At 64.7% G+C, this 23,990-nt stretch carries 19 protein-coding genes; 5 read left to right on the top strand and 14 right to left on the bottom strand.

All coding sequences use genetic code 11. From position 1 onward, the window contains the following. Window positions 1-62: 62 nt before the first annotated feature. A complete protein-coding gene (locus tag JAO85_RS10595; RefSeq protein WP_054073340.1) occupies window positions 63-815 on the top strand; it encodes a ProQ/FinO family protein in 753 nt (250 codons plus the stop codon). 55 nt (window positions 816-870) lie between these two features. Here JAO85_RS10595 and JAO85_RS10590 read toward each other — a convergent pair whose 3' ends face one another. Together JAO85_RS10590 and JAO85_RS10585 are read right to left on the bottom strand one after the other, a co-directional pair. Next, a complete protein-coding gene (locus JAO85_RS10590) occupies window positions 871-2,301 on the bottom strand; it encodes an aldehyde dehydrogenase family protein (RefSeq protein ID WP_202788042.1) in 1,431 nt (476 codons plus the stop codon). A 120-nt stretch (window positions 2,302-2,421) separates the two neighbouring features. Next, window positions 2,422-4,548 carry a PQQ-dependent dehydrogenase, methanol/ethanol family gene (locus tag JAO85_RS10585; RefSeq protein ID WP_039049405.1) on the bottom strand — a complete coding sequence of 709 codons (2,127 nt, stop codon included), beginning with the start codon at window positions 4,546-4,548 and terminating at the stop codon, window positions 2,422-2,424. A gap of 161 nt (window positions 4,549-4,709) precedes the next feature. On the opposite strand from JAO85_RS10585, the gene JAO85_RS10580 reads away from it, so the two are divergent. Both JAO85_RS10580 and JAO85_RS10575 read left to right on the top strand, forming a co-directional pair. Then, window positions 4,710-5,861, top strand: coding sequence for a helix-turn-helix domain-containing protein (locus tag JAO85_RS10580; protein WP_087864067.1), 1,152 nt, complete (start codon window positions 4,710-4,712; stop codon window positions 5,859-5,861). A gap of 115 nt (window positions 5,862-5,976) precedes the next feature. Continuing rightward, complete coding sequence (locus tag JAO85_RS10575) at window positions 5,977-6,492, top strand: AmiS/UreI family transporter (protein WP_003070509.1); 516 nt, start codon at window positions 5,977-5,979, stop codon at window positions 6,490-6,492. Between the two features lie 129 nt (window positions 6,493-6,621). Here JAO85_RS10575 and JAO85_RS10570 read toward each other — a convergent pair whose 3' ends face one another. Together JAO85_RS10570 and lplT are read right to left on the bottom strand one after the other, a co-directional pair. After that, complete coding sequence (locus JAO85_RS10570) at window positions 6,622-7,506, bottom strand: DMT family transporter (protein WP_202788041.1); 885 nt, start codon at window positions 7,504-7,506, stop codon at window positions 6,622-6,624. Window positions 7,507-7,593: 87 nt separating this feature from the next. After that, complete coding sequence (gene lplT / locus JAO85_RS10565) at window positions 7,594-8,895, bottom strand: lysophospholipid transporter LplT (protein ID WP_003070514.1); 1,302 nt, start codon at window positions 8,893-8,895, stop codon at window positions 7,594-7,596. A 133-nt stretch (window positions 8,896-9,028) separates the two neighbouring features. Between lplT and alr the strand changes: the two genes are divergently transcribed. Further along, window positions 9,029-10,135, top strand: coding sequence for an alanine racemase (alr, locus tag JAO85_RS10560; protein ID WP_202788040.1), 1,107 nt, complete (start codon window positions 9,029-9,031; stop codon window positions 10,133-10,135). Window positions 10,136-10,307: 172 nt separating this feature from the next. Here the strand turns inward: alr and JAO85_RS10555 are convergent, their stop codons facing one another. From JAO85_RS10555 to JAO85_RS10545, 3 genes are all read right to left on the bottom strand, one after another. Then, a complete protein-coding gene (locus JAO85_RS10555) occupies window positions 10,308-11,507 on the bottom strand; it encodes an aspartate aminotransferase family protein (RefSeq protein ID WP_202788039.1) in 1,200 nt (399 codons plus the stop codon). Window positions 11,508-11,725: 218 nt separating this feature from the next. Beyond that, complete coding sequence (locus JAO85_RS10550; protein WP_202788038.1) at window positions 11,726-12,550, bottom strand: YggS family pyridoxal phosphate-dependent enzyme; 825 nt, start codon at window positions 12,548-12,550, stop codon at window positions 11,726-11,728. A 4-nt stretch (window positions 12,551-12,554) separates the two neighbouring features. Continuing rightward, window positions 12,555-13,784 (bottom strand): benzoate/H(+) symporter BenE family transporter, encoded by a 1,230-nt coding sequence (locus tag JAO85_RS10545; RefSeq protein WP_202788037.1) that lies wholly within the window; start codon window positions 13,782-13,784, stop codon window positions 12,555-12,557. Between the two features lie 108 nt (window positions 13,785-13,892). Between JAO85_RS10545 and JAO85_RS10540 the strand changes: the two genes are divergently transcribed. Next, window positions 13,893-15,374 carry a PLP-dependent aminotransferase family protein gene (locus tag JAO85_RS10540; RefSeq protein WP_202788036.1) on the top strand — a complete coding sequence of 494 codons (1,482 nt, stop codon included), beginning with the start codon at window positions 13,893-13,895 and terminating at the stop codon, window positions 15,372-15,374. Window positions 15,375-15,398: 24 nt separating this feature from the next. Here JAO85_RS10540 and bioF read toward each other — a convergent pair whose 3' ends face one another. From bioF to JAO85_RS10505, 7 genes are all read right to left on the bottom strand, one after another. Continuing rightward, the gene (gene bioF / locus JAO85_RS10535) at window positions 15,399-16,595 is read right to left on the bottom strand and encodes an 8-amino-7-oxononanoate synthase (protein WP_202788035.1); all 1,197 of its coding nucleotides are present in this window, start codon (window positions 16,593-16,595) and stop codon (window positions 15,399-15,401) included. Then, window positions 16,592-17,275 (bottom strand): dethiobiotin synthase, encoded by a 684-nt coding sequence (bioD, locus tag JAO85_RS10530; RefSeq protein ID WP_039049396.1) that lies wholly within the window; start codon window positions 17,273-17,275, stop codon window positions 16,592-16,594. The genes bioF and bioD overlap by 4 nt, the downstream gene beginning before the upstream one ends. Continuing rightward, window positions 17,272-18,615 carry an adenosylmethionine--8-amino-7-oxononanoate transaminase gene (gene bioA / locus JAO85_RS10525; protein ID WP_202788034.1) on the bottom strand — a complete coding sequence of 448 codons (1,344 nt, stop codon included), beginning with the start codon at window positions 18,613-18,615 and terminating at the stop codon, window positions 17,272-17,274. The genes bioD and bioA overlap by 4 nt, the downstream gene beginning before the upstream one ends. Window positions 18,616-18,746: 131 nt before the next feature. After that, window positions 18,747-19,739, bottom strand: coding sequence for a biotin synthase BioB (bioB, locus tag JAO85_RS10520; RefSeq protein ID WP_237734800.1), 993 nt, complete (start codon window positions 19,737-19,739; stop codon window positions 18,747-18,749). A gap of 545 nt (window positions 19,740-20,284) precedes the next feature. Continuing rightward, a complete protein-coding gene (locus JAO85_RS10515) occupies window positions 20,285-21,280 on the bottom strand; it encodes a porin (protein WP_202788032.1) in 996 nt (331 codons plus the stop codon). 259 nt (window positions 21,281-21,539) lie between these two features. Then, window positions 21,540-22,685: a Fe-S oxidoreductase gene (locus JAO85_RS10510; RefSeq protein WP_202788031.1), complete on the bottom strand. Its 1,146-nt coding sequence runs from the start codon at window positions 22,683-22,685 to the stop codon at window positions 21,540-21,542. A 187-nt stretch (window positions 22,686-22,872) separates the two neighbouring features. Further along, window positions 22,873-23,949 (bottom strand): homocysteine S-methyltransferase family protein, encoded by a 1,077-nt coding sequence (locus JAO85_RS10505; RefSeq protein ID WP_003071808.1) that lies wholly within the window; start codon window positions 23,947-23,949, stop codon window positions 22,873-22,875. Window positions 23,950-23,990 lie beyond the last annotated feature (41 nt).

The following is a 23,990-nucleotide window of genomic DNA, read 5'->3' as shown; positions in this document are numbered from 1 at the left end:
ACTGCAGTTTGCAATGCTGGCATGATTGGGGGTTTTGTTTTCCCAGGCCCACGGGCTTTGCCATGACTGAAATCGTGTCTGAATCACAAGAGCAGAAAGCCTCGCAAGCGGCATCGCAGCACAGCGTGCAGGACTCGCAGCCCGGCTCACGCTCGCGCCGAGGCGGCCGTGGCCGCCAGAACCCGGCTCCCGCAGCCAAAGCCGCCCCGCAGGCCCCACGTCCGCAACACCCCTTGCTGGAGCAGCTGGCACAGTGGCACCCGGCCCTGTTCGGCGAACAGTTGCTGCCCTTCAAGCGCGGCATTTTTGAAGACCTGCTGGCCGCCCACCCGGAGCTGGACAAGGACGCGCTCAAGAGCGCGCTGCAGCAGCACACCCGCTCCGGTCGCTATCTGGCGGCCATGGCCAGCGGTCAGCAGCGCCATGACCTGAGCGGTCAGCCCGTGGAAGCCACTCTGCCCGAGCATGTTCACCACGCGCTGATCGAAGTCTTCCGCCGCCGCCAGCAGCGCACGCAGGAAGACCTGACGCCCAAGCTGCGCAACCGCATCGTCATCGCCTACGAAGCCTCCGGTCTCACGCGCGAGGAATACGCCGAGCGCGTGCAGGGCCGTGACGAAAAGACCAACGCCCTGGTAGTAGATGCCCTGGCCGAGGCCGATGCCCGCGCCGCCAAGGACGAGGCGCTGCTGCGCTCCTTCCAGCTCAGCGGCCAGACTTCGGAGCAAGAGTTCGCCGAGATGTACGGCATGAATCCGCGCCAGGTCGTACAGCAGCTGGAACGCGCGCGTCGCCGTCAGCAGAATATTCAGTAAAAATAGCTGCTGGCGCTTACCAGACATGCACCAGCAGCTATTGATTTTGAATAGATCAGGCCGCGCCGTAGCCCATGACTGCCTTGGTTTCGAGGAAATCGCGGAAACCGTGCTCGCCCCATTCACGGCCATTGCCTGACTGCTTGTAGCCGCCGAACGGCGCATTGAAGTCAGGCCCCGCGCCGTTGAGGTGGACCATGCCTGTGCGCAGGCGCGCGGCCACGCTGCGCGCACGCTCCAGGCTGCCCGATTGCACATAGCCCGAAAGGCCGTACACCGTGTCGTTGGCCATGCGGATGGCGTCTTCCTCGTCATCGTAGGGAATCATCACCAGCACAGGACCGAAGATTTCCTCGCGCGCAATGCTCATGTCATTGCTCACGTCGGCAAACACCGTGGGTTTGACAAAGTAGCCCTGGACCAGCCCTTCGGGGCGGCCTGTTCCGCCCGCCACCAGGGTCGCCCCCTCTTCAATGCCCTTGCGGATCAGGGCCTGGATCTTGCCCCATTGCGCCTCGCTGACCACGGGGCCCATGTGCATGCCCTCGGCCAGCGCATCGGCCACGGTCGCTGCGCCGGCGACGCTACGGGCGATCTCCACGGCCTGCCCATGCAGGGCGCGCGGCACAAACATGCGCGTGGGTGCGTTGCAGCTCTGGCCCGAATTCATCAGCACCGCCTGCACGCCCTGGGTCACGGCCTTTTGCAGGTTGGCGTCATCCAGCACGATGTTGGCAGACTTGCCGCCCAATTCCTGGGCCACACGCTTGACGCTGTCGGCCGCGGCCTTGGCCACGGCAATGCCCGCGCGCGTGGAGCCCGTGAAGGTCATCATGTCTATGCCGGGGTGGGAGGACATGGCCTCGCCCACACCGGGGCCGTCGCCGTTGACGAGGTTGAAGACGCCGGCCGGCACGCCCGCCTCGTGCAGCACCTCGGCCACGAGCAGGGCATTGAGCGGGGCGACCTCCGAGGGCTTGAGCACCATGGTGCAGCCAGCGGCCAGGGCCGGGGCGACCTTGCACATGATCTGGTTGATGGGCCAGTTCCAGGGCGTGATCATTCCGACCACGCCCACGGGCTCATGCACGACGGCCGTGCTGCCCTGCACATGTTCGAAGGCGAAGTTCTTGAGGACCTCGATGGTGGAGCTCAGATGGGCCACGCCCATGGCGGCCTGTGCCGCCTTGGACAGCCACAGCGGCGCCCCCATCTCCTGCGAGATGGTCTGCACAAAGTCGCCGTAGCGGCTCTGGTAGACCTCCAGCACCTTGGCCAGCAGGGCCAGGCGCTCTTCGCGGCTGGTGCGCGAGTAGCTCTCGAAGGCGAGACGCGCGGCGGCCACGGCCTTGTCCACGTCGGCGGCCGAGCCCATGCTGATGCGGGCAATGGCTTGCTCGTTGGAGGGATTGATGACCTCCAGGCTGCGCGGGCTGACCGGATTCACCCATTGGCCGTCGATATAGAACTGCAGATGGTCTTGCATGAGGCTATTTCCTTGGTATCGAGTCAAAAGAAGATGTTTGCGATCTGGGCCCGCCGGTGCGTGGCTCGGGCGCACCGGCGGGCCGGCGTACCGGCGCTCCGGCGTGGTGAAGTGCAGGCTTCAGGGCTTGGGCCGGATGGCGTCCGCCGTACCCTGGATGAAGGCCTTGATGGACTCCACGTCATCGCCCGACAGCTTGCCCGTGAAGTCCGGCATGCCGCGCGCCATGGCCGGGCCCTTGAAGACGAAGCTGGGCAGGTTCTCGATATAGCTCGCGTCCATATAGCCCAGGTTGGGAATATTGCCACCGCGGTCCACGCCAGGCACGCCATGACAGAACACGCAGTTGGCCACGTACAGCATGGTGCCGGCCTCGACCTTGGCGGGGTCGTATTTCACGCCCTGCAGCAACTGGCCTGTGCGCTGGGCCACGAATTCCGGCATCCTGGCCTTGCCGCCCACGACGAAGGTATAGACCGTGCCCGGCCCCTGGCGCTCGGTGGCGCGCGCAGCCAGGCCGTAGACACCGCCCCAGCCCACGGCCACCGAGACATACTGCTTGCCGTCCACCATATAGGTGCTGGGCGCGGCCACCACACCGGTGCCCGTGGGCGTTTCCCACAGCTTTTCGCCACTGGTCGCGTTATAGGCCACAAGGCGGCCATCGGCCGTGCCCTGGAACACCACATTGCCTGCCGTGGTCAGCGTGCCGCCGTTCCAGGGCGAGACATGCTCCACGCTCCAGGCAGCCTTTTGCGCAACCGGGTCCCAGGCCAGCAGGCGGCCAAAAGGCTTGCTCTTGGGCGGCTCGGCATTGAAGAACTTGGCCGTGTTCCAGCCCGTTCCCGACTGGGGCTTGCCCGGTCCGGCCTGGTTGAACTCCCACTTCTTGTCGTCCATCAGATTGACGGGCACGTTCTGCGCAGGCAGATACACCAGGCCAGTCTGGGGGTTGAAGGACATGGGGTGCCAGTTGTGCGCGCCATAAGGGCCGGGAACCGCGTCATGGGGCTTGCTGCCGTCGCGTGCCGCGGCAATGTTCATGGGCTTGCCGTTCTTGTCGTAGCCGCTGGCCCAGTTCACAGGCACGAAGTTCTTGGCCGAGATGAACTTGCCGTTGGTGCGGTCGAGCACGAAGAAGAAGCCGTTCTTGGGCGCATGCAATATGACCTTGCGCGGCTTGCCGGCGATCTTGATGTCGGCCAGGATCATGGGCTGGGTGGAGGTGTAGTCCCAGTTGTCGCCCGGCGTTTCCTGGTAGTGCCACTTGTATTTGCCGGTGTCGGGATCCAGAGCCACGATGGAAGCCAGATACAGGTTGTCGCCGCCCTTGGGGCTGCGCACCTTGTGCGACCAGGGCGAGCCGTTGCCCGTGCCCACGTACATGGTGTTGAGCTCGGCATCGAAGGTCATGCTGTCCCACATGGTGCCGCCGCCGCCGGCCTCCCACCATTTGCCGCTGGGATCCCAGGTCCTGGCGGCGCGTTTCATGGATTCGTCCTCAAAGGGTTTGGACGGATCGCCGGGCACGCTGAACCAGCGCCATTTCTGCTCGCCGGTCTCGGCGTCATAGGCCGTGATGTAGCCGCGCACGCCATATTCGGCGCCGCCGTTGCCGATGATGACCTTGCCCTTGAACACGCGCGGCGCACCCGTGATGGTCAGCGACCCCTTTTGCCCCTCGAAGGTATTTTTCTGCCAGACCTCCTTGCCGGTGGCGGCATCGAGCGCGATCAGGCGGCCATCCCAGGCACCCACAAAGACCTTGCCCTTCCACAGTGCCACGCCACGGTTGACGACGTCGCAGCACCCCTTGAAGCCGGTGCTGCGGTCGACCTGCGGGTCATAGGTCCAGATCCTGTTGCCGGTACGAGTGTCGATGGCGTGCACAACGCTCCACGAGGCACTGACGTACATGATGCCGTCCACGACCACAGGCGTGGCCTCCACGCCGCGCGTGGATTCGAGGTTGTACGACCAGGCCAGGCCCAGGTCCTTGACGTTGGCGGCATTGATCTGATCGAGGCGGCTGTAGCGGGTCTCGGCATAGTCCACGCCGATGGTGGGCCAGTCGGGCGTCTTGGCGGCATTGGCGCGGATGAAAGCGCCATCGACTCGCTGCACGGCGGCCGCGGCCTGCGCCGCGGGGTCGGCTTGCGCGAGGGCCGCTGCGCTGCCCAGGCAGGCGGCCAGCGTCCAGGCCATGCGACCGGGCCGTCCATGAGAGTTGTCGATCAGCCGTTTCATCGAGGTCTCCTGTTGTGATTGCTATGCCGCAAAGCATGGTGTATCGCCTGTTTTTCTTCATGATCGGGATTTCCCCAGGCTAGAACTGTTCCATTGCGGAACACATTGACCGCTCCTGCGGACAGCCTGGACATGACATGAACGTTGATGAGCCACGCGCGATGGACGCGCTACAGCAGTGCTTCTCGAGCACCGGGGCAGAGCGGGCCTTGCAGGCTCGCCGCCAGTTCTTCGAGGCCGGCATACGCCCCTCGGGACTGGTCAGCGAGGCGGTCATCCAGTCCTGGCTACGCAGCCAGCGCCAGCACTGCAATGGACGGCGGCTGGCTCTGGCTCCGGTCAGCCCCAGCCGGCTGCATGCCACGCAGGAGCGCTGCCGCGGCCTGCTGCAGGCATTGCAGCACGAGCTGCCGACCCTGGAGCAGGCGTTAGCGGGCACCGGCACGCGCGTGATGCTGACGGACGACAAGGGCATCGTGCTCCATGTCTCCCCGGCATCCATGCGGCCCCGTGACGAGCGGGTCGGCCTGAACATGTCCGAGCAGGCCATGGGCACGAACGCACCGGGCATCGTCGCCGCCACCGGCCAGGCCTGCACCGTCACCAACGGCGAGCACTATTTCGACGAGCTGCACGCCTTCCGCTGCGCAGCAGCACCCATACGCGACGTGCACGGCCGCCTGGCCGGGGTGCTCAATCTGATGGTGGAGGAACAGCATTTCAGCTTCGATGCCGCTCCCGTGGTCGGCATGTACGCCACGACCATCGAAAACACCTTGCTGCAGGCTCAGTCGCACGAGCATCTGGTGCTGCGCTTTCAAGTGACGCCAGCCCTGCTGCACACGCCGCTGCAGGCGCTGATGGGTGTGGCTGCCGATGGCCGCGTCGCCTGGATGAACGGCACCGCCGCCCAGCTCATCGGCCAGCCCTTGGATACAGCGTGCAGCGCGCAGGAACTGCTGGGCCATGATCTATCGCGCCTGCTGCAACTGAGCGGCCAGCCCGGCCCCGCGCCGCTGCGCCTGGCCAGCGGCCTGGGCGTCTGGATGCAGGCGCAGCTGCAAACCTCGAACGGCCTTGGCTCGCACCTGGACACCAGCAGCGCGGAAGACCTGGCCTGCCCCGCAACCACCGAAGCAACGCCCGTCGCCGAGGCGCAGCCTCTAGCGACGCTGCGCGAGCACAGCGCGCAGCTGATCCGGGAGACGCTGGACCAGCATGGCGGCAATGTCTCCCAGGCAGCGCGCGCCCTGGGCATCTCGCGCGGAACGCTGTACCGCCGCCTGCGCGGCGGTCGGGACGAGGGTTTCTGAGCCCATTCCCGACCCACGGCGCAAGACTCTTTTGCGTTCGTCCAGGGTTCCGCCCCGCCCCGCTCGGCCCCACAATCCTCGCCGCGCTGCACCGGCCTGCAGCCAAGGAGCGTGTATGTGGTTGGGTTTGTCGCTGTTTTATGTGGGTGCGGTGCTGTTTCTCAACGGCCTGTGGATGCTGGGCAAGATTGCCGACAAGGAAATCTGGGTCATCAATATCTTCACCGGGGTGGTGTCGCTATGCATCGGTCTGGCCAGCATCTTCGGCCCGGCGGCCGACGCGGCATCGGTCAAGAGCGGCGCTCTGACCCTGCTGTTCGCCTTCACCTATCTCTGGGTGGCTTTCAATCGCTTCAGCGGTGCCGACGGCCGAGGTCTGGGCTGGTTCAGCCTGTTCGTGGCGATCACCGCTGTTCCCGTCGCCCTCGATACGCTGACCAGCGCCAGCTCGGGGCTGGACTGGTGGATGGGCGTCAACTGGGCCGCCTGGGCCGTACTCTGGGCCTTGTTCTTTGCTCTGCTGGCCCTCAGGAAAAGCATTGAACGCCCCACGGGCTGGCTGTGCATTGCCCAGGGCGTGCTCACGGGCTGGGTACCCGGATACCTGATCCTGGCGGGGAAGCTGATGTGACCCCCTGAGGCGCTGTGCGCCTGGGCGGCCCCGCCTTCCCCCTCTCTCTTCGGGAGGGGGACGACACCTTCGGTGCGGGGCGGCGCGGCCGGCCCAGGCCCTTCCTCGGTGTCCTTGATGTGGTTTGGGCTATTTTTTCAGGGCTCTGCCCAAGGTGGCCAGCAAGGCTGCTCCCATGATGAGCGCACCGCCGGCCAGCGTGCGTGCGCTGAGCTGCTCGTGGGCGATGAGCACCGAGGAGATGCTGGCAAACACCACTTCCGACAGCATGACCACCGAGGTCACGCCCGAGGGCAGACGCGCTGCGCCAAATTGCAGAGCCCAGTTGCCAAACATCAAAACCACGGCCAAGCCAAGTGCGAGAAAGGCCCAACTGCCATCAAAAGCAGGAAAGCCCGGCACCATGCCAGCGCTGCTGGCGCTCAAGGCGGTCAGCAGGCCCATGCTCATGCAGCCGGCAAACATGGCCAGCATGCGGGCCTGGGCCGGAATGCCTTGAAAGCGGCGCAGCAACACATTGGTCAGTGCAAACATGAAGCCGCCAAACACGGCCAGCGCATCGGCCAGGGTGAGACCGGCAAACAACCCGGAGAGCGAGGCATCGGCGGGCAGCAACACCAGCACCACACCGCCAAAGGCCAGCAACAGGCGCAGCAGCGCCATGGACGTGGGCTTTTCGCCCAGCAGCCTCCAGGCCAGCAGCACCGCCCAGGCCGGCATGAGATAGAACAAGAGGATGACGCGCACCACGTCGCCCACGGTCACGGCCCAGTTGAAAGCCACGTTGTTCAGGCCCGAACTGGCAGCCAGCAGCAGGAGCACCGGGTATTGCCAGGCCTGCCTGAGGCTGGCCGGGCGCAGTATCAGCAGACCGGCCAGCACCAGTGCATACATCGCTGCCGTGGCCCACAGCGGATGCAGTCCGGCCTCATGCATGAGACGAAACGGCCACCATGACAAGCCCCAGATCAGGGCATTGAGCAGCAGCGCAAATACAGGCAGTGGACTATGCATAAAAAAGGCTTCTAACGTTTGCTCTGCAAGCGTTAGAAGCTATTGATCGTGTAGTGAATGCAGCTTGTCGGCGCCAGCTGCAGAGCTTCAATGGCAGTCGCGGCGGGCGACTTCCAGCAGCTTTTCAACCTCTGCCGGGTGCCTTCTGCAATTATTCCAGTGCCAGATGCCGATCAGCACCATGCTAGCGGCAACCAGCAGACCGAATACCGTGATCGCACCAAAGGCAGTCAGCCCCATCTTGGTGGACAGGCTGTAGAAGCCGCCCATGGCCAGAATAGCCAGTTGCTCGTTGAAGTTCTGCACCGCAATAGAGCGGCCCGCGCCCATGAGATTATGGCCGCGATGCTGCAGCAGCGCATTCATGGGAACGACCAGAAAACCGCCCAAACCGCCAAGCAGAATGAGAAAGGGCACGGCCACCCAGAGATTGTCGATAAAGATCATGCAGACCACGAGCAGGCCCATGAGCACGCCCAGGGGAATCACACGCGTGGCGTTGTCCAGGCGCATGCGCATGGATGCCAGCACTGCACCGACGGCCGTACCTATTGCAACCACCCCCACCAGGGCCGAAGCCTGGGTGGTGCTGTAACCCAGGGCAGCGGCCCCCCAGGCCAGCACGATATAGCGCAAATTGCCCGAAGCCCCCCAGAACAGCGTGGTGGTGGACAGCGAAATCTGGCCCAGCTTGTCGGCCCACAGGCGCTTGCTGCACTGCCAGAAGTCGGGCAGCAGGCCCAGCAGATTGGCAACCAGGCTCTTGTTCGGGTCTTCGCGCAGCGGGCGCATGGCCACGCCCGTCAACGGAATATGCAGATTGAACCAGGCCGCAACGACGTAGATCAGAATCAGCAGGGCAATTGCGGCCTCGGCAGGGGTGTCCACGCCAGTATTGAAATACGGGAAGTCAAAGCCCAGCAGATGCTGGGAAACGGTCGGCCCCACCAGTTGGCCGCCCACCAGCACGCCCAGAATGATGGAGGTGATGGTCAGCCCCTCGATCCAGCCATTGGCCTTGACCAGTTGGGAGGCCGGCAGCAGCTCGGTCAGGATGCCGTACTTGGCCGGCGAATAGGCGGCCGCGCCCAGCCCGATGACGGCATAGGCGATCAGGGGATGATGGCCGAAGAGCATCATCAGACAGCCCATCACCTTGATGGCATTGCTGATGAACATGACCCGGCCCTTGGGCAAGGCGTCCGCAAAGGCTCCGACAAAGGGGGCCAGGACCACATAGAACAGGGCGAACATGGGCACCAGGGCAGCACGTTGCCACTCGGGGGCACCATTGGCACGCAACAGCTCTACAGCGGTCACAAACAAGGCGTTGTCTGCCAGCGAGCTGAAAAACTGCGCTGACATGATGGTGTAGAAACCGCGCTTCATGAATTAGCTGTAACTGGCACCGGACGGACCGATGCCAAGGAAATAATAGACCCCGTGGCAAGTGACTGGCGGTTATATCACGCAGGCTCCAGCTGACAGTGCCAGAATCCCACTGGTCTGATTGAGAAAAACCATGCCTCGTCCCATTACTGCCACCATCCATCCTGAAGCCGTTCGCCACAACCTGGAGCGGGTACGGCAAGCCGTCCCTGATGCCAAATTGTGGTCCGTGATCAAAGCCAACGCTTATGGCCACGGTATCGAAAACGTGTTTGAGGGTCTGCGAGCGACGGACGGTTTTGCCATGCTGGACCTCGATGAGGCCCAGCGCGTGCGCAATCTGGGATGGCGCGGCCCCATCCTGCTGCTCGAAGGCGTGTTTGAGTTGCGCGACCTGGAAATCTGCTCGCGTCTGGGCATCTGGCATGCAGTGCACTGCGACGAGCAGATCGACTGGCTGGCCGCCCACAAGACCCAGGTCGGCCACCGTGTCTTTCTCAAGATGAACAGCGGGATGAACCGGCTGGGCTTTACACCCGAGCGTTTTCGTGCGGCTTATGCGCGGCTGAACGCGTTGCCCCAGGTCGACGAGATCTCGTTCATGACCCACTTCAGCGATGCCGATGTGGAGCATGGCATGGATCACCAGCTCAGGGTCTTTCACGAAACCACGCTGGACCTGCCCGGCGAGCGCAGCGTCAGCAACAGCGCAGCCACCTTGCTGCATGGTGATGAAAACAATGTGCGCTGCGACTGGGTGCGCCCCGGCATCGTGCTCTACGGCAGCTCGCCAGACTTTCCCACCCATGATGCGGCTCACTGGGGTCTTGAGCCGACCATGACGCTGTCGTCAAAAATCATCGGCACACAGGAGCTGCATGCCGGCGACACCGTGGGCTACGGCTCGCGTTTTCAATGCGACGGACCGCTGCGCCTGGGCGTGGTGGCCTGCGGCTATGCGGACGGCTACCCGCGCGTCTGCCCCACGGGTACGCCCGTGCTGGTGGACGGTGTGCGCACCCGCACGCTGGGCCGCGTCAGCATGGACATGATGGCTGTGGACCTGAGCCCCGTTCCCAAGGCCAGACTGGGCAGCGAGGTCACGCTCTGGGGTCGCGCCAGCAATGGCGCCGTGCTGCCCATCGACGAGGTAGCCGCTGCTGCCGGCACACTGGGCTACGAGCTGATGTGTGCCGTGGCTCCCCGCGTGCCCAAGCAGGTGGAGGGTGCGGGCAGGTAGACCGGCCTGCTCCCGTCAAAAAGCCGCTGCAAGGACAGCGGCTTATATCGGTTCAGAAAGCGTAGACATGCCTGCACCCGACGCGATCCAGGCAGGCAGGACAGAGCATCAGAGTCCGAAATGCGGCGCCGAACCTGCGACGACTTCGGTCACAGCGCTCACGCACCGGCAGCTAAACGGCGTGGCGACTTGGTGCACTGTCCAGGCACAGGCTGGCGACTCTGGCAACGATGTCGTCAATCTGTGCCTCGTCGCAGATCAGCGGCGGCAACAGCCGGATCGTGCGCTCACGGGTCACGGTAATCAGCAATCGCTGTTCGGCCAGCGCGCGGCCGACCAGCTCCTGGCAGTTCCGGTTCAACTCGATCCCAGCCATCAGGCCCAGGCCTCGGATGGCCTGCACGTCTGGGTATCCTCCCAGAGCCCGCCGCAGCCCGGCCAGCAGGCGCTCGCCCAGCTGTGCTGCCCGCTGCGCAATGCCGTCTCTTTCCATGATGTCGAGCACGGCACAGGCCACGCGGCATGCCAGCGGATTGCCACCGAAGGTGGAGCCGTGCTGGCCGGGACAGAACAGGTTCGCGGCGGAGCCACGCGCCAGACAGGCGCCAATGGGAACACCGTTGCCCAGTGCTTTGGCGAGGGTCATCACATCGGGCGTGATACCGGCGTGCCGGTGCGCGAACCAGGCCCCCGTGCGGCCCAGGCCGGTCTGGATCTCGTCGAGCATCAGCAGCCAGCCCTGGCTGTCGCAGAGCTCGCGCAGAGCGCGCAGGTAGCCGGGACTGGCGACACGGATGCCGCCTTCGCCCTGTACGGGCTCGACCAGCACGGCGACGATACCTGGTACTTCCTGGGCCGCACGGCGCACCGCATCGATGTCGTCATAGGGCACGCGCACAAAGCCGGGCATCTGCGGCTCGAAGCCCTGTTGCTTGGCCGCGTTGCCCGTGGCGGCGAGTGTCGCCAGCGTGCGGCCATGAAAAGCGTTCTCCATCACGAGAATTTGCGGCACGGCCACCTGCTTGCGATGCCCGTGCAAGCGGGCGAGCTTGAGAGCCGTCTCATTGGCCTCGGCACCCGAATTGCAGAAGAACACCTTTTCCATGTCGGCGAGCGCGCACAAGCGCACGCCAAGCTGCTCCTGCCAGTCGATACGGAACACGTTGGAGGTATGCAGCAGCGTCGCGGCTTGCTCGGCCATGACGGCGGCGATCTCCGGATGGGCATGGCCCAGGCTGGTGACCGCCACGCCGGCGATGGCGTCCAGGTATTCCACCCCCTGCTCGTCCCAGAGGCTGGCACCGCGACCGCGCACAAAAGAAACAGGTTGGCGGGCGTATGCCCTCATCAGGTGGGAGTCGGTTTGTGGCATGCAATGCTCCGGTGGGATGTAAAAGAAAACTGGCGGACATCAGCCAGCTCAAGAGAACTCTGCAGCGGGCCAATGCCCGGTCTCAGCGGCAAAAATCGCGCATTGCGCTTGCCGGGCATGGCGCAGCACCCGCAGGACTTGGCGGCAGATTGGCCGGCTTGCTACGGCCGCAACGCACAGCGCGGGCACAAGCCACCTGCGATTGCGCCTATGCCATATCAATCGGTAACGGACTCCGGCGTATCCGGATCAGAGCGCGTTGGCCAGTAATAGCTATCGGGTAACGGACGCGCGCCGAAGATGGCCTGCCCCACGCGCACCACGGTAGCGCCCTCCTCGATGGCGATCTCGAAATCGCCGGACATCCCCATCGACAGCGCATCCAGTTCGATACCGATGGGTGCGCTTTGCCGCAACCGATCGCGCAGCTCGCGCAGGAGAATGAAACACCGACGCACCCGTTCGGTCTCGGCGGAAAACAGCGCCAGCGTCATCAGACCACGCACGCGCAACGCGGAAAATCCGGGTAGCTCCCGGATGAAACCCGGCACATCCTCGGGATTCAAGCCATATTTGCTGGCCTCGCCCGAGGTATTGACTTGCACGAACACGTCCAGCGACCGCCCTTGGGCCTGCAGATGCCTGTCCAGCGCCTCTGCCACGCGCAGGCTGTCCAATGCCTGGAACTCGCTGGCAAAACGTGCGACCAGCCTGGCCTTGTTGGTCTGCAGGTGGCCGATGACCGACCAGCGCAGATCGGCCAGGTCCTGCATGGACTCCCATTTCCCAAACGCTTCCTGTACCTTGTTCTCGCCCAGCAGGCGGCAGCCCGCTGCATAGGCCAGACGCAGGCTGGCTTGCGGCTTGGTCTTGCTGACGGGCAGCAAGCGCACGCTGGCTGGATCACGCCCCACGCGCTGGCAGGCAGCTGCAATGCGCTCCTGCACGGTGGCGAGGTTGCGGCGAAAGTCCTCTACCGTGCCGGCCTCGGGGTACAGGCCATGTTGATCGTGACGGGTCGGGGTTTCTGAAGTCATGGGCATCACCTCATCCTTTTTCCATGGCGGCTATCGCGCCCGGCTGTGCGCTCCACGGCAGCCGGCCGTTGAGGACCGCATAGGCGAGCAGCCCTATGACCAGTCCCCAGAAGGCGCCGCCAATGCCCAGCAACGTGATGTTGGCGGCAGCAGCCAGGAAGGTGATCAACGCGGCCTCGCGCACCTTGGCATCCGCCAGGGCCGTGGCCAGGCTGGCGCCAATGGTGCCCAGCAGGGCGAGGCCTGCCAGCGTGGTGATGAAGGTGGCGGGAAAAGCCATGAAGACCGCCGCCAGCGTGACCCCGAACACGCCGACCAGGATGTAGCACATGCCTGCAGCAACGCCGGCAATCCAGCGCCTGGAGGGATCTTCATGCGCCTGCGGGCCCGTAGCGATTGCAGCCGTGATCGCGGCGATGTTGAACGCATGCGAACCAAACGGAGCCATGAGCAGCGAGCCCAGGCCCGTGATCGTGACGATGGGATTGGCGCTGGTCTTGAAGCCATCGTTGCGCAGCACCAGCATGCCGGGCATGTACTGGCCGGTCAGCGTGATGAGAAACAGCGGCAGCGCGACGCTGAGCAAGGCATTGAGCGAGAACTCCGGCCTGGTGAACACTGGAGCAGCAAGCTGCAACTCCAACCCGGACAGATCGACCCGATTCTGCGACAGCAAAAAGACCAGCCCCAGCACCAGGATGCCGACGACGGCATAGCGTGCCGAAATCCGTTTGAGCACCACATAGGTCGCGATCAGCAGGCCCGCCAGCATGGGATCGACGCTCATGCCACCAAGCGCCTTGATACCGAATTGCAGCAGGATGCCCGCGAGCAGTCCGGCCGCAATGCCGGCAGGAATAAGCCGGATGACGCGCTCGAAATATCCCGACAGCCCCAGCACCACGAAAGCCAGCGCGGAGACCATGTAGGCCCCCACTGCTTCGGCATAGGGCGTGCTCGCAAGGGCAGTCACCAGGAATGCCGCAGCAGGTGTGGACCAGGCCGTGATGATGGGCTCGCGCGTCACCCAACTGAGCAGCAGACCTGTCAGCCCTACGCCAATCGAGATCGACCATACCCAGGAGGCCGTCAGCTCGGGGCCGAGGCCCGCCACCTTGGCCGCCTGGAACACAAGGATGAAGGTACCGCCGTAGTTGACGATGACCGAGATCAGGCCTGCCACGACGGGATGTGTGAGATCGTTCCAGCGAAGAGACGAAGGCGAGTGGGTGGTTGACATGGTCTTGCAAGGGCTCCCGGAAAAGTGATTGACCCCATGGGGTAGCCGATTTATAGAATCGAAATGGCCTGATACTCCCAGCCACTTTTTTGTAGGAATACAGACCATTTGTTCAAGCACGCCCAACTCGAATCCGTCAAAGCCTGGATCGGCGACCCCGCTCATGGCGCCTTGCCGCTGCATGTCCGCATCCAGCGAGCCCTGCGGCAGCTGATCCTCAATGGCGCGCTGGACGTGGGCCGGCGCCTGCCGGCATCGCGAGCCCTGGCCCAATCGCTGGGCGTCTCGCGCGATACGGTGGAGACCGCCTATGGCCAGTTGCATGCCGAAGGCTTTATCGAACGACGCACGGGCAGCGGCAGCTTTGTGTCCGAGCAGGTGCAACGCCTTCCGGGGCGCGGCCTGATGCAAAGTCCTTTGGCGCGCGTTCCCGCCCTGCGCTTGAGCCAGCGCGGCGCAGCCATGTTCGCGGGCGGTGGCCTGCGTGATTTCCTCGCGCCACGCGCTTTTGCGCCCGGTGTGCCGGAGACACGCAACTTTCCGCTTCAGACCTGGGAAAGGTTGCAGCGGCAGGTACTCAAGGAGCACGGCACCCTGGCTCTGCTGCACAGTCCGCCGCAGGGCACCGAGGCTTTGCGCCAAGCCATTGCCGCCTATGTCAACCTGGAGCGCGGCGCACGCGCCACGCCCGAACGCGTGCTGGTGCTGACCAGTTCGCAACAGGCTCTGACTCTGTGCGCCAACGTGCTGCTGGACGCCGGCGAGCGCATCTTCATCGAAGACCCGGTGTATCACGGCGCACGCAAAGCCTTCGATGCGGCGGGACTGGAATGTGTGCCCGTGCCGCTGGACGGCGACGGCATGCAGGTAGATTTATTGCAGACCCTGCCCGCTGCCAGGGCGGTGTTTCTGACTCCCTCCCACCAGTTCCCTACAGGCACCACGCTGGCCCTGGATCGCCGGCTGGCCGCCATAGCCTGGGCGCAGCAGGAGCAGGCGTGGATCATCGAAGATGACTACGACAGCGAATTTCACTACGCCGGCAAGCCCACGGCCTGCGTGCAGGGGCTGGATCAGCACGAGCGCACGATCTATGTCGGCACCTTCACCAAGTCGATGTTCCCTGGGCTACGCATAGGCTATATGGTGCTGCCGACTTCGCTGGTTGCCCCCATGACGGTGGCGCGGACCTTGCTCGATGGACACAGCGCAGCGATTGCGCAATTGACGCTGGCGCGGTTCATAGAAGGCGGGCACCTGGGAGCGCATGTGCGTACCATGCGCGCCGTCTATGCCGAGCGGCGTGACGTGCTGGCGCGGCTGGTGTGCGAGCATCTGGGGAATTTTCTGGAGCCGCGGGTGCCTGCGGGCGGCATGCAGATGCCGTGTACCTTGATTCGCGACATTTCCGAGCGCGCCGCAGTGGATTGCGCTCGCAGAGCAGGCATCGACCTGCTCGGGTTGACGCAGCTGCATGCTTCGAGCCAGCACAAGGCGGGTTTCCTCATGGGATTTGCTGCACATACACCGCACGAGCTCGAAGTCGCCGCGAGGAAACTGGCCCAGGTGCTGCAGGCACTAGGCCGCTGACAGCGAGCAGCGCGCCGCAAGGCCTCAGCCTGCCAGCTCCTGCAGCGCCGCCAGCAGTTGGTTCACATCGGCCTCGGTATGCAGCGCCGACAAGGCGATGCGAAGCCGTGCCGTGCCCACGGGCACGGTGGGAGGGCGAATCGCGGGCACCCACAGGCCATGGCGGCGCAGCCCCTCCATAAGGCCGAGCGCAGCGTCGTTGCCGCCCACCACCAGTGCCTGCACGGCCGTGTCCGATGGCAAAAGCCGCCAGCCCTTGCCCTGCAACAAGGGCTGCAGACCCGCGCGCAACTGGGCAATACGAGCCTGCAGCTGCTCGCGCAAAGCGCTCTGCTCCTCAATCAGCTGCAGACTGGTTTGCAATGCACGCGCCAGCATCGCAGGGGCGGCCGTCGCAAAGGTGTAGCTGCGCGTTTTCTGCAGCAGCCACTCGATCAGCAACTCATGACCTGCCACAAAGGCGCCCGAGACGCCGGCCGCCTTGCTCAGCGTGGCCATGTAAAGCACACGCGGCGAGGCCTTGACCCCCGTCAGTCCCGCAGCCGCGAGGCTGCCACGGCCTTGCGGGCCGAGCACGCCGAAGCCGTGGGCATCGTCGAGCAGCAGCAACGCGTCGTAGCGCTCGCACAGTGCCAGCAGCCCCTCGATATCTGCCACATTGCCATCCATGCTGAAGACGGCATCGCTCACCACCAGCTTGCGCTGCACCGGGCAAGCAGCCAGCAGCTGCTCCAATGCAGCCATATCGCCATGCTCGAAACGGTGGATCTGGCCACGCGACAGGCGACAGCCGTCGATCAGGCTGGCGTGGTTCAGAGCGTCAGAGAAAATGGCATCGCCCGCCCCCACCAGCGCCGGAATGATGCTGGCGTTGGTGGCAAACCCGGCATAGAAGTAAAGCGCACGGGGCAGTTGCACAAAGCGGGCCAGTTCCTCCTCCAGCGCGGCATTGGCCGTGCTATGGCCGTTGACCATGGGAGAGCCGCCCGAGCCCACACCGAAATCCTGCGCACCGGCGCAGGCCGCCTCAATCATGGCCGGGTGCTGTGCCAGCCCCAGATAGTCGTTGCTGCAGAACTGCAGCATGGGCTGCCCGTCGACCAGAATGCGCGCGCCTTGCAGGGGCGCCACGGTACGGCGGGTACGGCGCAGCGCGGCGGCGTCCAGGGCTGCCAGCTGCTGTGGAATATCCTGCAGCCAGAAATTGGAAGATGCTGTCATTGCCATTCCTTGGGCAAGGAGAAACTGGTCAGGCGAGGATCGGGAGTGGCCTGCCACGGAATATCGGCCAGCAGCGGCGCGCCAAGCCGTCCCAGCTGGTTGCGCAGCCAGTCCATGTTTTCCTCGGGCACCAGCATCTGCGGCTCCACACGGCTTGCCACCCAGCCCGCCAGCGGCAAGCCGGCGGCGCGAATCGCCTCTGCGGTCAGCACCGCATGGTTCAGACAGCCGAGCTTGACTCCGACCACCAGCACCACCGGCAGTTGCAGCGCCACGGCCAGATCGGCAATGCACAGAGTCTCGGACAGCGGCACGCGCCAGCCACCCGCGCCCTCGACCACCACGGCGTCGGCCTGCGCGGCCAGTTGCCGGTAGGCGTCGAGAATCGGCGCCAGCGTCACCTCCACGCCCGCGCGCCGGGCTGCAATATGCGGCGACATGGGGTCGGGCAGCAGCACGGGGTTGTCCAGCGCTGCCGGCACGGCCAGCGTGGAGGCCGCGCGCAAGGCCACCGTGTCTTCGTTGACCCAGCCGCCCTGCCCGTCGGGCTCGGCGCCTGCGGCCACGGCCTTCATGCCCACCACGCGCGAATGGTGGCCTGCCAGTGCGTGCAGCAGCGCGCAGCTGGCCAGGGTCTTGCCCACACCGGTATCGGTGCCCGTGACGAAACAGCCGATCATGCTTTTCCCTTCTTCGCAGACAGTTCTGCTTCCTGTTGCAAGGTGGCGGCCAGCGCGGCCAGCGCGGCCTGACCCAGGTGGGCGATATCGGTATCGTTCAGCACATAGGGCGGCATGCAGTACAGCGTGCGTCCTATGGGGCGCAGCAGCAGACCGAGATCCAGAGCCGCCTGGTGGTAGCGCTGCGCAAAGTCCGGCAGGGAGGTATCGATGTCCCAGGCCCAGATCATTCCCTGCTGGCGCGCGTTGCTGACACGGGGGTGAGCATTCAGCCCGGCGAATGCTGCACTGATTTTCCGGGCCAGCTGCCGATTGGCAGCCAGCTGGTCCAGCTGCTCGAACAGCTCCAGCGTGGCCACGGCAGCGCGGCAGGCCAGGGGGTTGCCGGTATAGGAATGCGAATGCAGGAAGCCGCGAGCGGCATCGTCGTCATAAAAAGCGGCATAGACCGCGTCGGTGGTCAGCACGGCAGACAAGGGCAGCGTGCCACCGGTCAGCCCTTTGGACAGGCAGATGAAGTCCGGCCTGATACCGGCCTGCTGGTGGGCAAACAGGCTGCCGGTGCGGCCAAAGCCCACGGCGATCTCGTCCACCACCAGATGCACTGAATAGCGGTCGCACAGCGCCCGGGCCAGACGCAGGTATTCGGCGTCATGCATGGCCATGCCGGCGGCGCACTGCACCAGCGGCTCCAGAATCAGGGCAGCAGTCTCCTGGTGATGCGCCTGCAGCCAGGACTCCAGACCCTCTGCTGCGCGGCGTGCCACATCGGCAGCGGTTTCGCCAGGTCGGGCCTGGCGTGCATCGGGGCTGGGCACGGTGGCCGACAGACGCAGCAGGGGGCCATAGGCATCGCGAAACAGCGCAATATCGGTGACCGACAGCGCGCCTACCGTCTCGCCGTGGTAGCCGCCGGCCAGGCCCACGAAGCGGTGCTTGGCAGGATGCCCCTGGTTGCGCCAGTAATGGGCGCTCATCTTCAGTGCGATCTCGGTGGCCGAAGCGCCGTCACTGCCGTAGAACGCATGACCGAGGCCGGTCAGGCCGGCCAGGCGCTCGGACAGCTCGACCACGGGGGCGTGGGTGAAACCGGCCAGCATCACATGATCGAGCTTGCGCATCTGCTCGGTCAGCGCCGCCCGGATATGCGGATGCGAGTGACCGAACAGATTGACCCACCAGGAACTGATGCCATCCAGATAACGGCGGCCCTCGGTGTCCACCAGCCAGGGCCCGGTGGCGTGGTCAATGGCAATCGGCGGCGCGGCTTCGTGCCGCTTCATCTGGGTGCAGGGATGCCAGACATGGCGCACGCTGCGGCTGGCAAGACTGTGTTCCATCAAAAACTCCTGAGGCGAATCACCCGCCTTGTCAAAACGCAGGCGCAGCGCGGCCTGGCCCGCACCAGAAGCAGGGCCATGCAATTTGCAATGAGAAAGCCCCGGCGCGATGGCCGGGGAAGATTCAGGGATCAGCTTGCGGCCGATGCCCCCAGCCCCTTGAGGCCCAGCTTGCGCATCAAGGTGGTATCGGCCTCCACATCGGGATTGCCGGTCACCAGCAGCTTGTCGCCGTAGAAGATGGAATTGGCTCCCGCCAAGAAGCACAGGGTCTGCACGGCCTCGCCCAGTTGCTGGCGGCCCGCCGACAGGCGCACGCGGGCCTTGGGCATGGTGATGCGCGCCACGGCGATCACACGGACAAAGTCCAGCGGATCCACCGGCTCGCTGTCGGCCAGCGGCGTGCCGGGCACGGGCACCAGGCTGTTGATGGGCACGGACTCGGGATAGGGCTCCATGTTCGCGAGCTGGGCAATCAGGCCGGCACGGTGGACCTCGGTCTCGCCCATGCCGATGATGCCGCCGCAGCAGACGCTGATGCCCGCATCGCGCACGGCAGCCAGCGTGTCCAGCCTGTCCTGGTACTGGCGCGTGCTGACCACATCCTTGTAGTACTCGGGCGCGGTGTCGAGGTTGTGGTTGTAATAGTCGAGACCCGCATCGCGCAGCGATGCCGCCTGATGGGGCTGCAGCATGCCCAGCGTGGCGCAGGTCTGCATGCCCAGCCCCTTCACGGCACCGATCAGCTCGTTCATCTTCTCGATGTCGCGGTCCTTGGGCGCGCGCCAGGCAGCGCCCATGCAAAAGCGGGTGGCTCCGGCATCCTGGGCCGCCTTGGCGGCGCGAGTGACTTCCTCCACGCTCATCAGCTTCTCGGCCTTCACGCCCGTATCGAACTCGGCCGACTGCGGGCAATAGCCGCAATTCTCGGGGCAGCCGCCGGTCTTGACGGACAGCAGGGTCGCCAGCTCGATCTCGCCTGCAGGCCAGTTCTCACGGTGCACGCTCTGAGCACGGTGCAACAAGTCCAGAAAAGGCAGGTCCAGCAAGGACTGCACTGCCTCCACGGGCCAGCGCTGCGCTTCGGAGGCCGCGGCGGGCTTGGCCGGCGCATGCCAGTGCATGGTCTGGCTGCCGCAGGCGGCGGCTTGCTGCGCGTCGGCGGCGCGCACTGGGTTGTCTTGCTCGGGCACGGAATAGGACATCGCGGTCTCTCCTCAATCGGGGGAATGCCGCGCATTTTGGGCAAAAAAATCAAGGATTTACAGAGCCAGCATGCAAATAGTTGCCAGCCAAAGAGTTGCAGCAAGAAGCGCTATTTTTGAGCGCCATTTCAATGCATTTAACAGATTTTCAGCACTCATTAGAAACAGCCAGCCATAACTTCTGCCAAATTGAGCTCTTGTGCACTCAATTAAATGGAATACACCAGATTCAGACCTTGGATTTCAACGAGGAAGAGCGTAGATATCGGCAAAAAACACGGTTTTTGGCGATTTTTACCCGGACAAGGCCTGAATCAGGGCCAGAAACAGTGCTGTGCCGCCCGTGCAAAGGCGCACAAACACCCCAAACTGGCGGATTTAATTCCCTCAACTCTTGTTGGACATTCGCACCGGGCGCAAAAAAGCCGCAGCAAGGCTGCGGCTGTGGGGCTGGAGGCCTGGGCTTAGAAGGCGTGAGCCATGCCCACGCCGAACGAAGTTCCCGAGTCCGCGCCGTACTCGTAGCTCTTGCGCCCCAGGCTGGCATAGAGCGTGGTGCGCTTGGACAGCGCGTAGTCGGCGCCCAGGGAGTAGAAATGATTGGTCTGCTCCTGCATGCGCTGGCGTCCATAACCGGCCTTCAGCGTGGTCTGTCCCATCTGATAGGTGGCGCCCAACGTCACGGCCTTGGCCGAGAGTGCCGTCTGTGCCACGCGCGAATAGTCCCAGGCGGCCATCACGGCGGCTGCGCCAAAGCGGTATTTGCCAGCCACGAAAGTGTCCTTGTCACCGCTGCCGTTGCGCTCGAAGGCCAGCATCCCGCTCAGGCTGTCCGAGTCGTAGTTGAGAGAAGCCGAATAACCGCGCCCTTCGCGGCGCAAGGTCAGCGGTACCTCGGTGCGCTCCGGCGAGGCACTCAGATGCAGGGTGAAGCCGGCCACCGTGGGCGAGTCGTAGAAGATGCCATTGGCCATGCGCCCATACTCGGCGGTGCCGTTGTTGCTGTAGCGGTCGGTAGGCGTGAGGTAGTGCCACTGATACCAGACGGGCGAGGAAATGCGGTTGAAATTGGCCCAGGGGTCGAACTTCCAGTCCTGCGACCACATGGCCGACAGGGCGCGGCCCAGGCGCAAGTGGCCAAAGCCGCCCTGCAAGCCCACCGTGGACTCGTCGTGCCAGAACGGCTTGCGGCCCTGATCCTCCAGGCGCCCGGTATCGATATCGAAACGTGCGCTCAGGCGGAAGGTGGCCTTGAGGCCACCGCCCAGGTCCTCCCAGCCGGCAATCGCAAGATTGCTGCGTTGAATCGTGCCGGCCTGCGCCGTGCCATCAAAGCCGCGATAAATGCCGCCGTCGATCAGACCGCCAATGCTGACGCTGGACGACTGGGCCGCCGCAGGCAGCACGGCAGTCAAAAGAGTGAAACATGTGGAACAAGCAATGCCAGTACGCAAGCGCATGCCGGTGGTTCTCCTTGAATTGTGAAGTCACTGCCCCCCGCAGCCAGCTCTTGGCACAGCAGAAGACAGAGAAGGTCGAAGACCTGTGAGATGAGGTGATGACAGGCAGTCAGGCCCTGCCTGATGCACTGAAGACAGCCGGAACATGGCTGGCAGCCTGGCTGCCAATTCCGACCCGAGAAGCCTGCTCAAAAAGCAGGCAACGGGAAGCATTATGAAAGTGCGGCCCGCGCAGAGTCCAGCCCTGCGTCAGCTTGGTTCAGCAGCTGCGCGCCACGCCGGAGGCTGCCCAGATGCGATTCATCTCGCTGCAGAACGGCTGGGCGCAGGGTGCCAGGCCCTGGTACTGGCAGCCTTCGGTCATGCACAGATGCGAACGGTGCTCGCCGCTGCGGCGCGGCACAGGCAGGGCATTGGCGGCCTGGGCCGCGGCCATCATCAGCCAGGGATCGGACTTGTTCTGCAGCAGTTGCTGCACTTCCTGCGCCAGCGCCGGTGCGGGCATGGCCAGAGGCAGACCGGCCATCTGTGCCGGCGTCGCCTGAGCGGAACTCGCCGTGACGGGCTGCAGCTCCAGCCACAGCAATGCGCTGGTAGCAAGTGTGCTGGTCGCCACCAACGACTGCGGCTGCACCACCAGAGCCAGAGGACCGCTGCTCAAGACACCCGGCTCCGCCATGGGCAGGCGCAGGGCCGTCCCCGGCCCCTGGGCTGTCGGGATGCTTGGCGCGCCCACAGCCTGCACCCAGGCGGCGGGCACCTGCAATGTCAGGGAAAAGCTGCGCTCGCCTTGCGGCGTGACCAGCGTGCCTTGCTGCACCAGCCAGTTCTGCAGCTGGGGCAGACGCGGTGCGGCAACACCACCAGCAGCGGTTGCTGCCATGCCCTGCTGTGCCTGCTCCAGCGCCACGGCCGCCGTGGGCGACAGGGCCGCAGCCGTCTGCAAAGCCGAGCTGGGCGGCTGCGCGCCAGACACCGCAGCCTGCGCCAAGGCCTGCATCAGCGCAACCGATCCTTGCTGGCCGGCCAGCAGTTGCAAGGGCTGGGCCTGTCCCTGCAGGCTGACCTGAACCTGCGCGAGCAGGCTTTGCACAAACTGCTGCACGGCCACTGGCAGGCCCTGACTGGGCCAGCTTGCCGCAGGTGCACCGGGCTGGGCCTGCACCTGCAGGGCCAGCTGCGCAATCAGATGCTCAAAGGCCTGGAGCTTGAGGTTCTGCAAGGTTTGCGGCGACCACTGCACCATGCTGGTCACCGGAGGCGCAGTTTGAGCGACAGGCGGTTGCTGCGCTGCGGGAAGGCCTGAGACAGCGGCTGCTGCCACATTGCCGGCCTGCACAGCCGCCTGGCCCGTGGGCACGGACACGGGCAGTACGGAGGCAACGGGTTGCAGTGGTGCAGTCATGCGGTCGTCGGTGGCGGGGCATCAAAGCCGGAATCAGGCCATTGTGCCCGCCCCTGCGGATAAGCATCGGAAAAAGAGCTGCCAATGCTTGTGGCTCAAGCACCAGGGCTGCCCGGATCGTGCCGGGCCGCATGGTTCACGCCGGCGATCCGAAGCGCGGATCAGGGGCGAACCATTCCAGGCGGAATCAGGCTTCGGCCGGGTAGAACAGCTTGCGCGTGGCCGTGGCCTGCACGGCCTTGGCAATGGCACCGATATGGTCGGGTGTGGTGCCGCAGCAGCCGCCCACGATATTGACCAGACCTTCGGCCGCGAATTCGTGCACCAGACGGCTGGTGATCTCGGGCGTTTCGTCAAAGCCGGTGTCGCTCATGGGATTGGGCAGGCCGGCATTGGGGTAGCAGCTGATGAAGGTGTCGGGAGCCGCCTTGGCCAGTTCCTGCACATAGGGACGCATCAGCGTGGCACCCAGGGCGCAGTTCAGACCCACGGACAGCGGGTTGCTGTGGCGCACGCTGTGCCAGAAGGCCGTCACGGTCTGTCCGCTCAGAATCCGGCCCGAGGCATCGGTCACCGTGCCGCTGATCATGATGGGCAGGCGCTCGCCGGTCTGCTCGAAGGCCTCGTCCACGGCAAACAGCGCGGCCTTGGCGTTGAGGGTGTCGAAGATGGTTTCGACCAGGATCACGTCGGCACCGCCTTCAATCAGCGCCAGCGTCTGCTCCAGATAGGCCTGGCGCAGCTGCTCGAAAGTGATGTTGCGCGCGGCAGGGTCGTTCACATCGGGGCTGATGGAGGCCGTCTTGGGCGTGGGGCCCAGGGCGCCGGCCACATAGCGCTTGTGATCGGGCGTGCTGTACTTGTCACAGGCCGCACGCGCCAGTTGGGCGCTCTTGAGGTTCATCTCATAGGCCAGATCGGCCATGTGATAGTCCTCCTGCGCAATCGTGGTCGCGCCAAAGGTATTGGTCTCGATCAGATCGGCGCCGGCGGCCAGGTATTTCTCATGGATGTCGCGAATCACGTCGGGACGGGTCAGCGACAGCAGCTCGTTGTTGCCCTTGACGTCATGGGCGAAGTCCTTGAAGCGCTCGCCCGCACCTTCGGCTCCGGCATAGCCCTCGCCGCGATACTGAGCCTCGCCCAGCTTGAAACGCTGAATCATGGTGCCCATGGCGCCGTCAAGAATGACGAGGCGCTTGGCAAGCGTTGCGGGCAGCTCCTGGGCTCGGGTGTAGGCGGGGGTGGGGTGCGACTGGCTCATAGACCGCCATTGTAGGAAAGCTGGCCGGCTTTGCCGGGCAG

Origin of the sequence: Comamonas sp. NyZ500 (assembly GCF_016772095.1) — a bacterium.
GTDB classification, from domain to species: Bacteria; Pseudomonadota; Gammaproteobacteria; order Burkholderiales; family Burkholderiaceae_C; genus Comamonas; species Comamonas thiooxydans.
The sequence above is the reverse complement of the archived record's forward strand: the minus strand, read 5'-3'. Positions and strand labels throughout refer to the sequence as shown.

Coding starts and splice junctions, on each gene's coding strand:
- bioA (WP_202788034.1), bottom strand. CDS start 18,615: ATGGAACACAGTCTTGCCAGCCGCAGCGTGCGCCATGTCTGGCATCCC.
- JAO85_RS10555 (WP_202788039.1), bottom strand. CDS start 11,507: ATGCCACAAACCGACTCCCACCTGATGAGGGCATACGCCCGCCAACCT.
- bioF (WP_202788035.1), bottom strand. CDS start 16,595: ATGACAGCATCTTCCAATTTCTGGCTGCAGGATATTCCACAGCAGCTG.
- alr (WP_202788040.1), top strand. CDS start 9,029: ATGCCTCGTCCCATTACTGCCACCATCCATCCTGAAGCCGTTCGCCAC.
- lplT (WP_003070514.1), bottom strand. CDS start 8,895: ATGAAGCGCGGTTTCTACACCATCATGTCAGCGCAGTTTTTCAGCTCG.
- JAO85_RS10595 (WP_054073340.1), top strand. CDS start 63: ATGACTGAAATCGTGTCTGAATCACAAGAGCAGAAAGCCTCGCAAGCG.
- JAO85_RS10590 (WP_202788042.1), bottom strand. CDS start 2,301: ATGCAAGACCATCTGCAGTTCTATATCGACGGCCAATGGGTGAATCCG.
- JAO85_RS10510 (WP_202788031.1), bottom strand. CDS start 22,685: ATGACTGCACCACTGCAACCCGTTGCCTCCGTACTGCCCGTGTCCGTG.
- JAO85_RS10515 (WP_202788032.1), bottom strand. CDS start 21,280: ATGCGCTTGCGTACTGGCATTGCTTGTTCCACATGTTTCACTCTTTTG.
- JAO85_RS10580 (WP_087864067.1), top strand. CDS start 4,710: ATGGACGCGCTACAGCAGTGCTTCTCGAGCACCGGGGCAGAGCGGGCC.
- JAO85_RS10570 (WP_202788041.1), bottom strand. CDS start 7,506: ATGCATAGTCCACTGCCTGTATTTGCGCTGCTGCTCAATGCCCTGATC.
- JAO85_RS10550 (WP_202788038.1), bottom strand. CDS start 12,550: ATGCCCATGACTTCAGAAACCCCGACCCGTCACGATCAACATGGCCTG.
- bioD (WP_039049396.1), bottom strand. CDS start 17,275: ATGATCGGCTGTTTCGTCACGGGCACCGATACCGGTGTGGGCAAGACC.
- JAO85_RS10545 (WP_202788037.1), bottom strand. CDS start 13,784: ATGTCAACCACCCACTCGCCTTCGTCTCTTCGCTGGAACGATCTCACA.
- JAO85_RS10505 (WP_003071808.1), bottom strand. CDS start 23,949: ATGAGCCAGTCGCACCCCACCCCCGCCTACACCCGAGCCCAGGAGCTG.
- JAO85_RS10575 (WP_003070509.1), top strand. CDS start 5,977: ATGTGGTTGGGTTTGTCGCTGTTTTATGTGGGTGCGGTGCTGTTTCTC.
- bioB (WP_237734800.1), bottom strand. CDS start 19,739: ATGCACTGGCATGCGCCGGCCAAGCCCGCCGCGGCCTCCGAAGCGCAG.
- JAO85_RS10585 (WP_039049405.1), bottom strand. CDS start 4,548: ATGAAACGGCTGATCGACAACTCTCATGGACGGCCCGGTCGCATGGCC.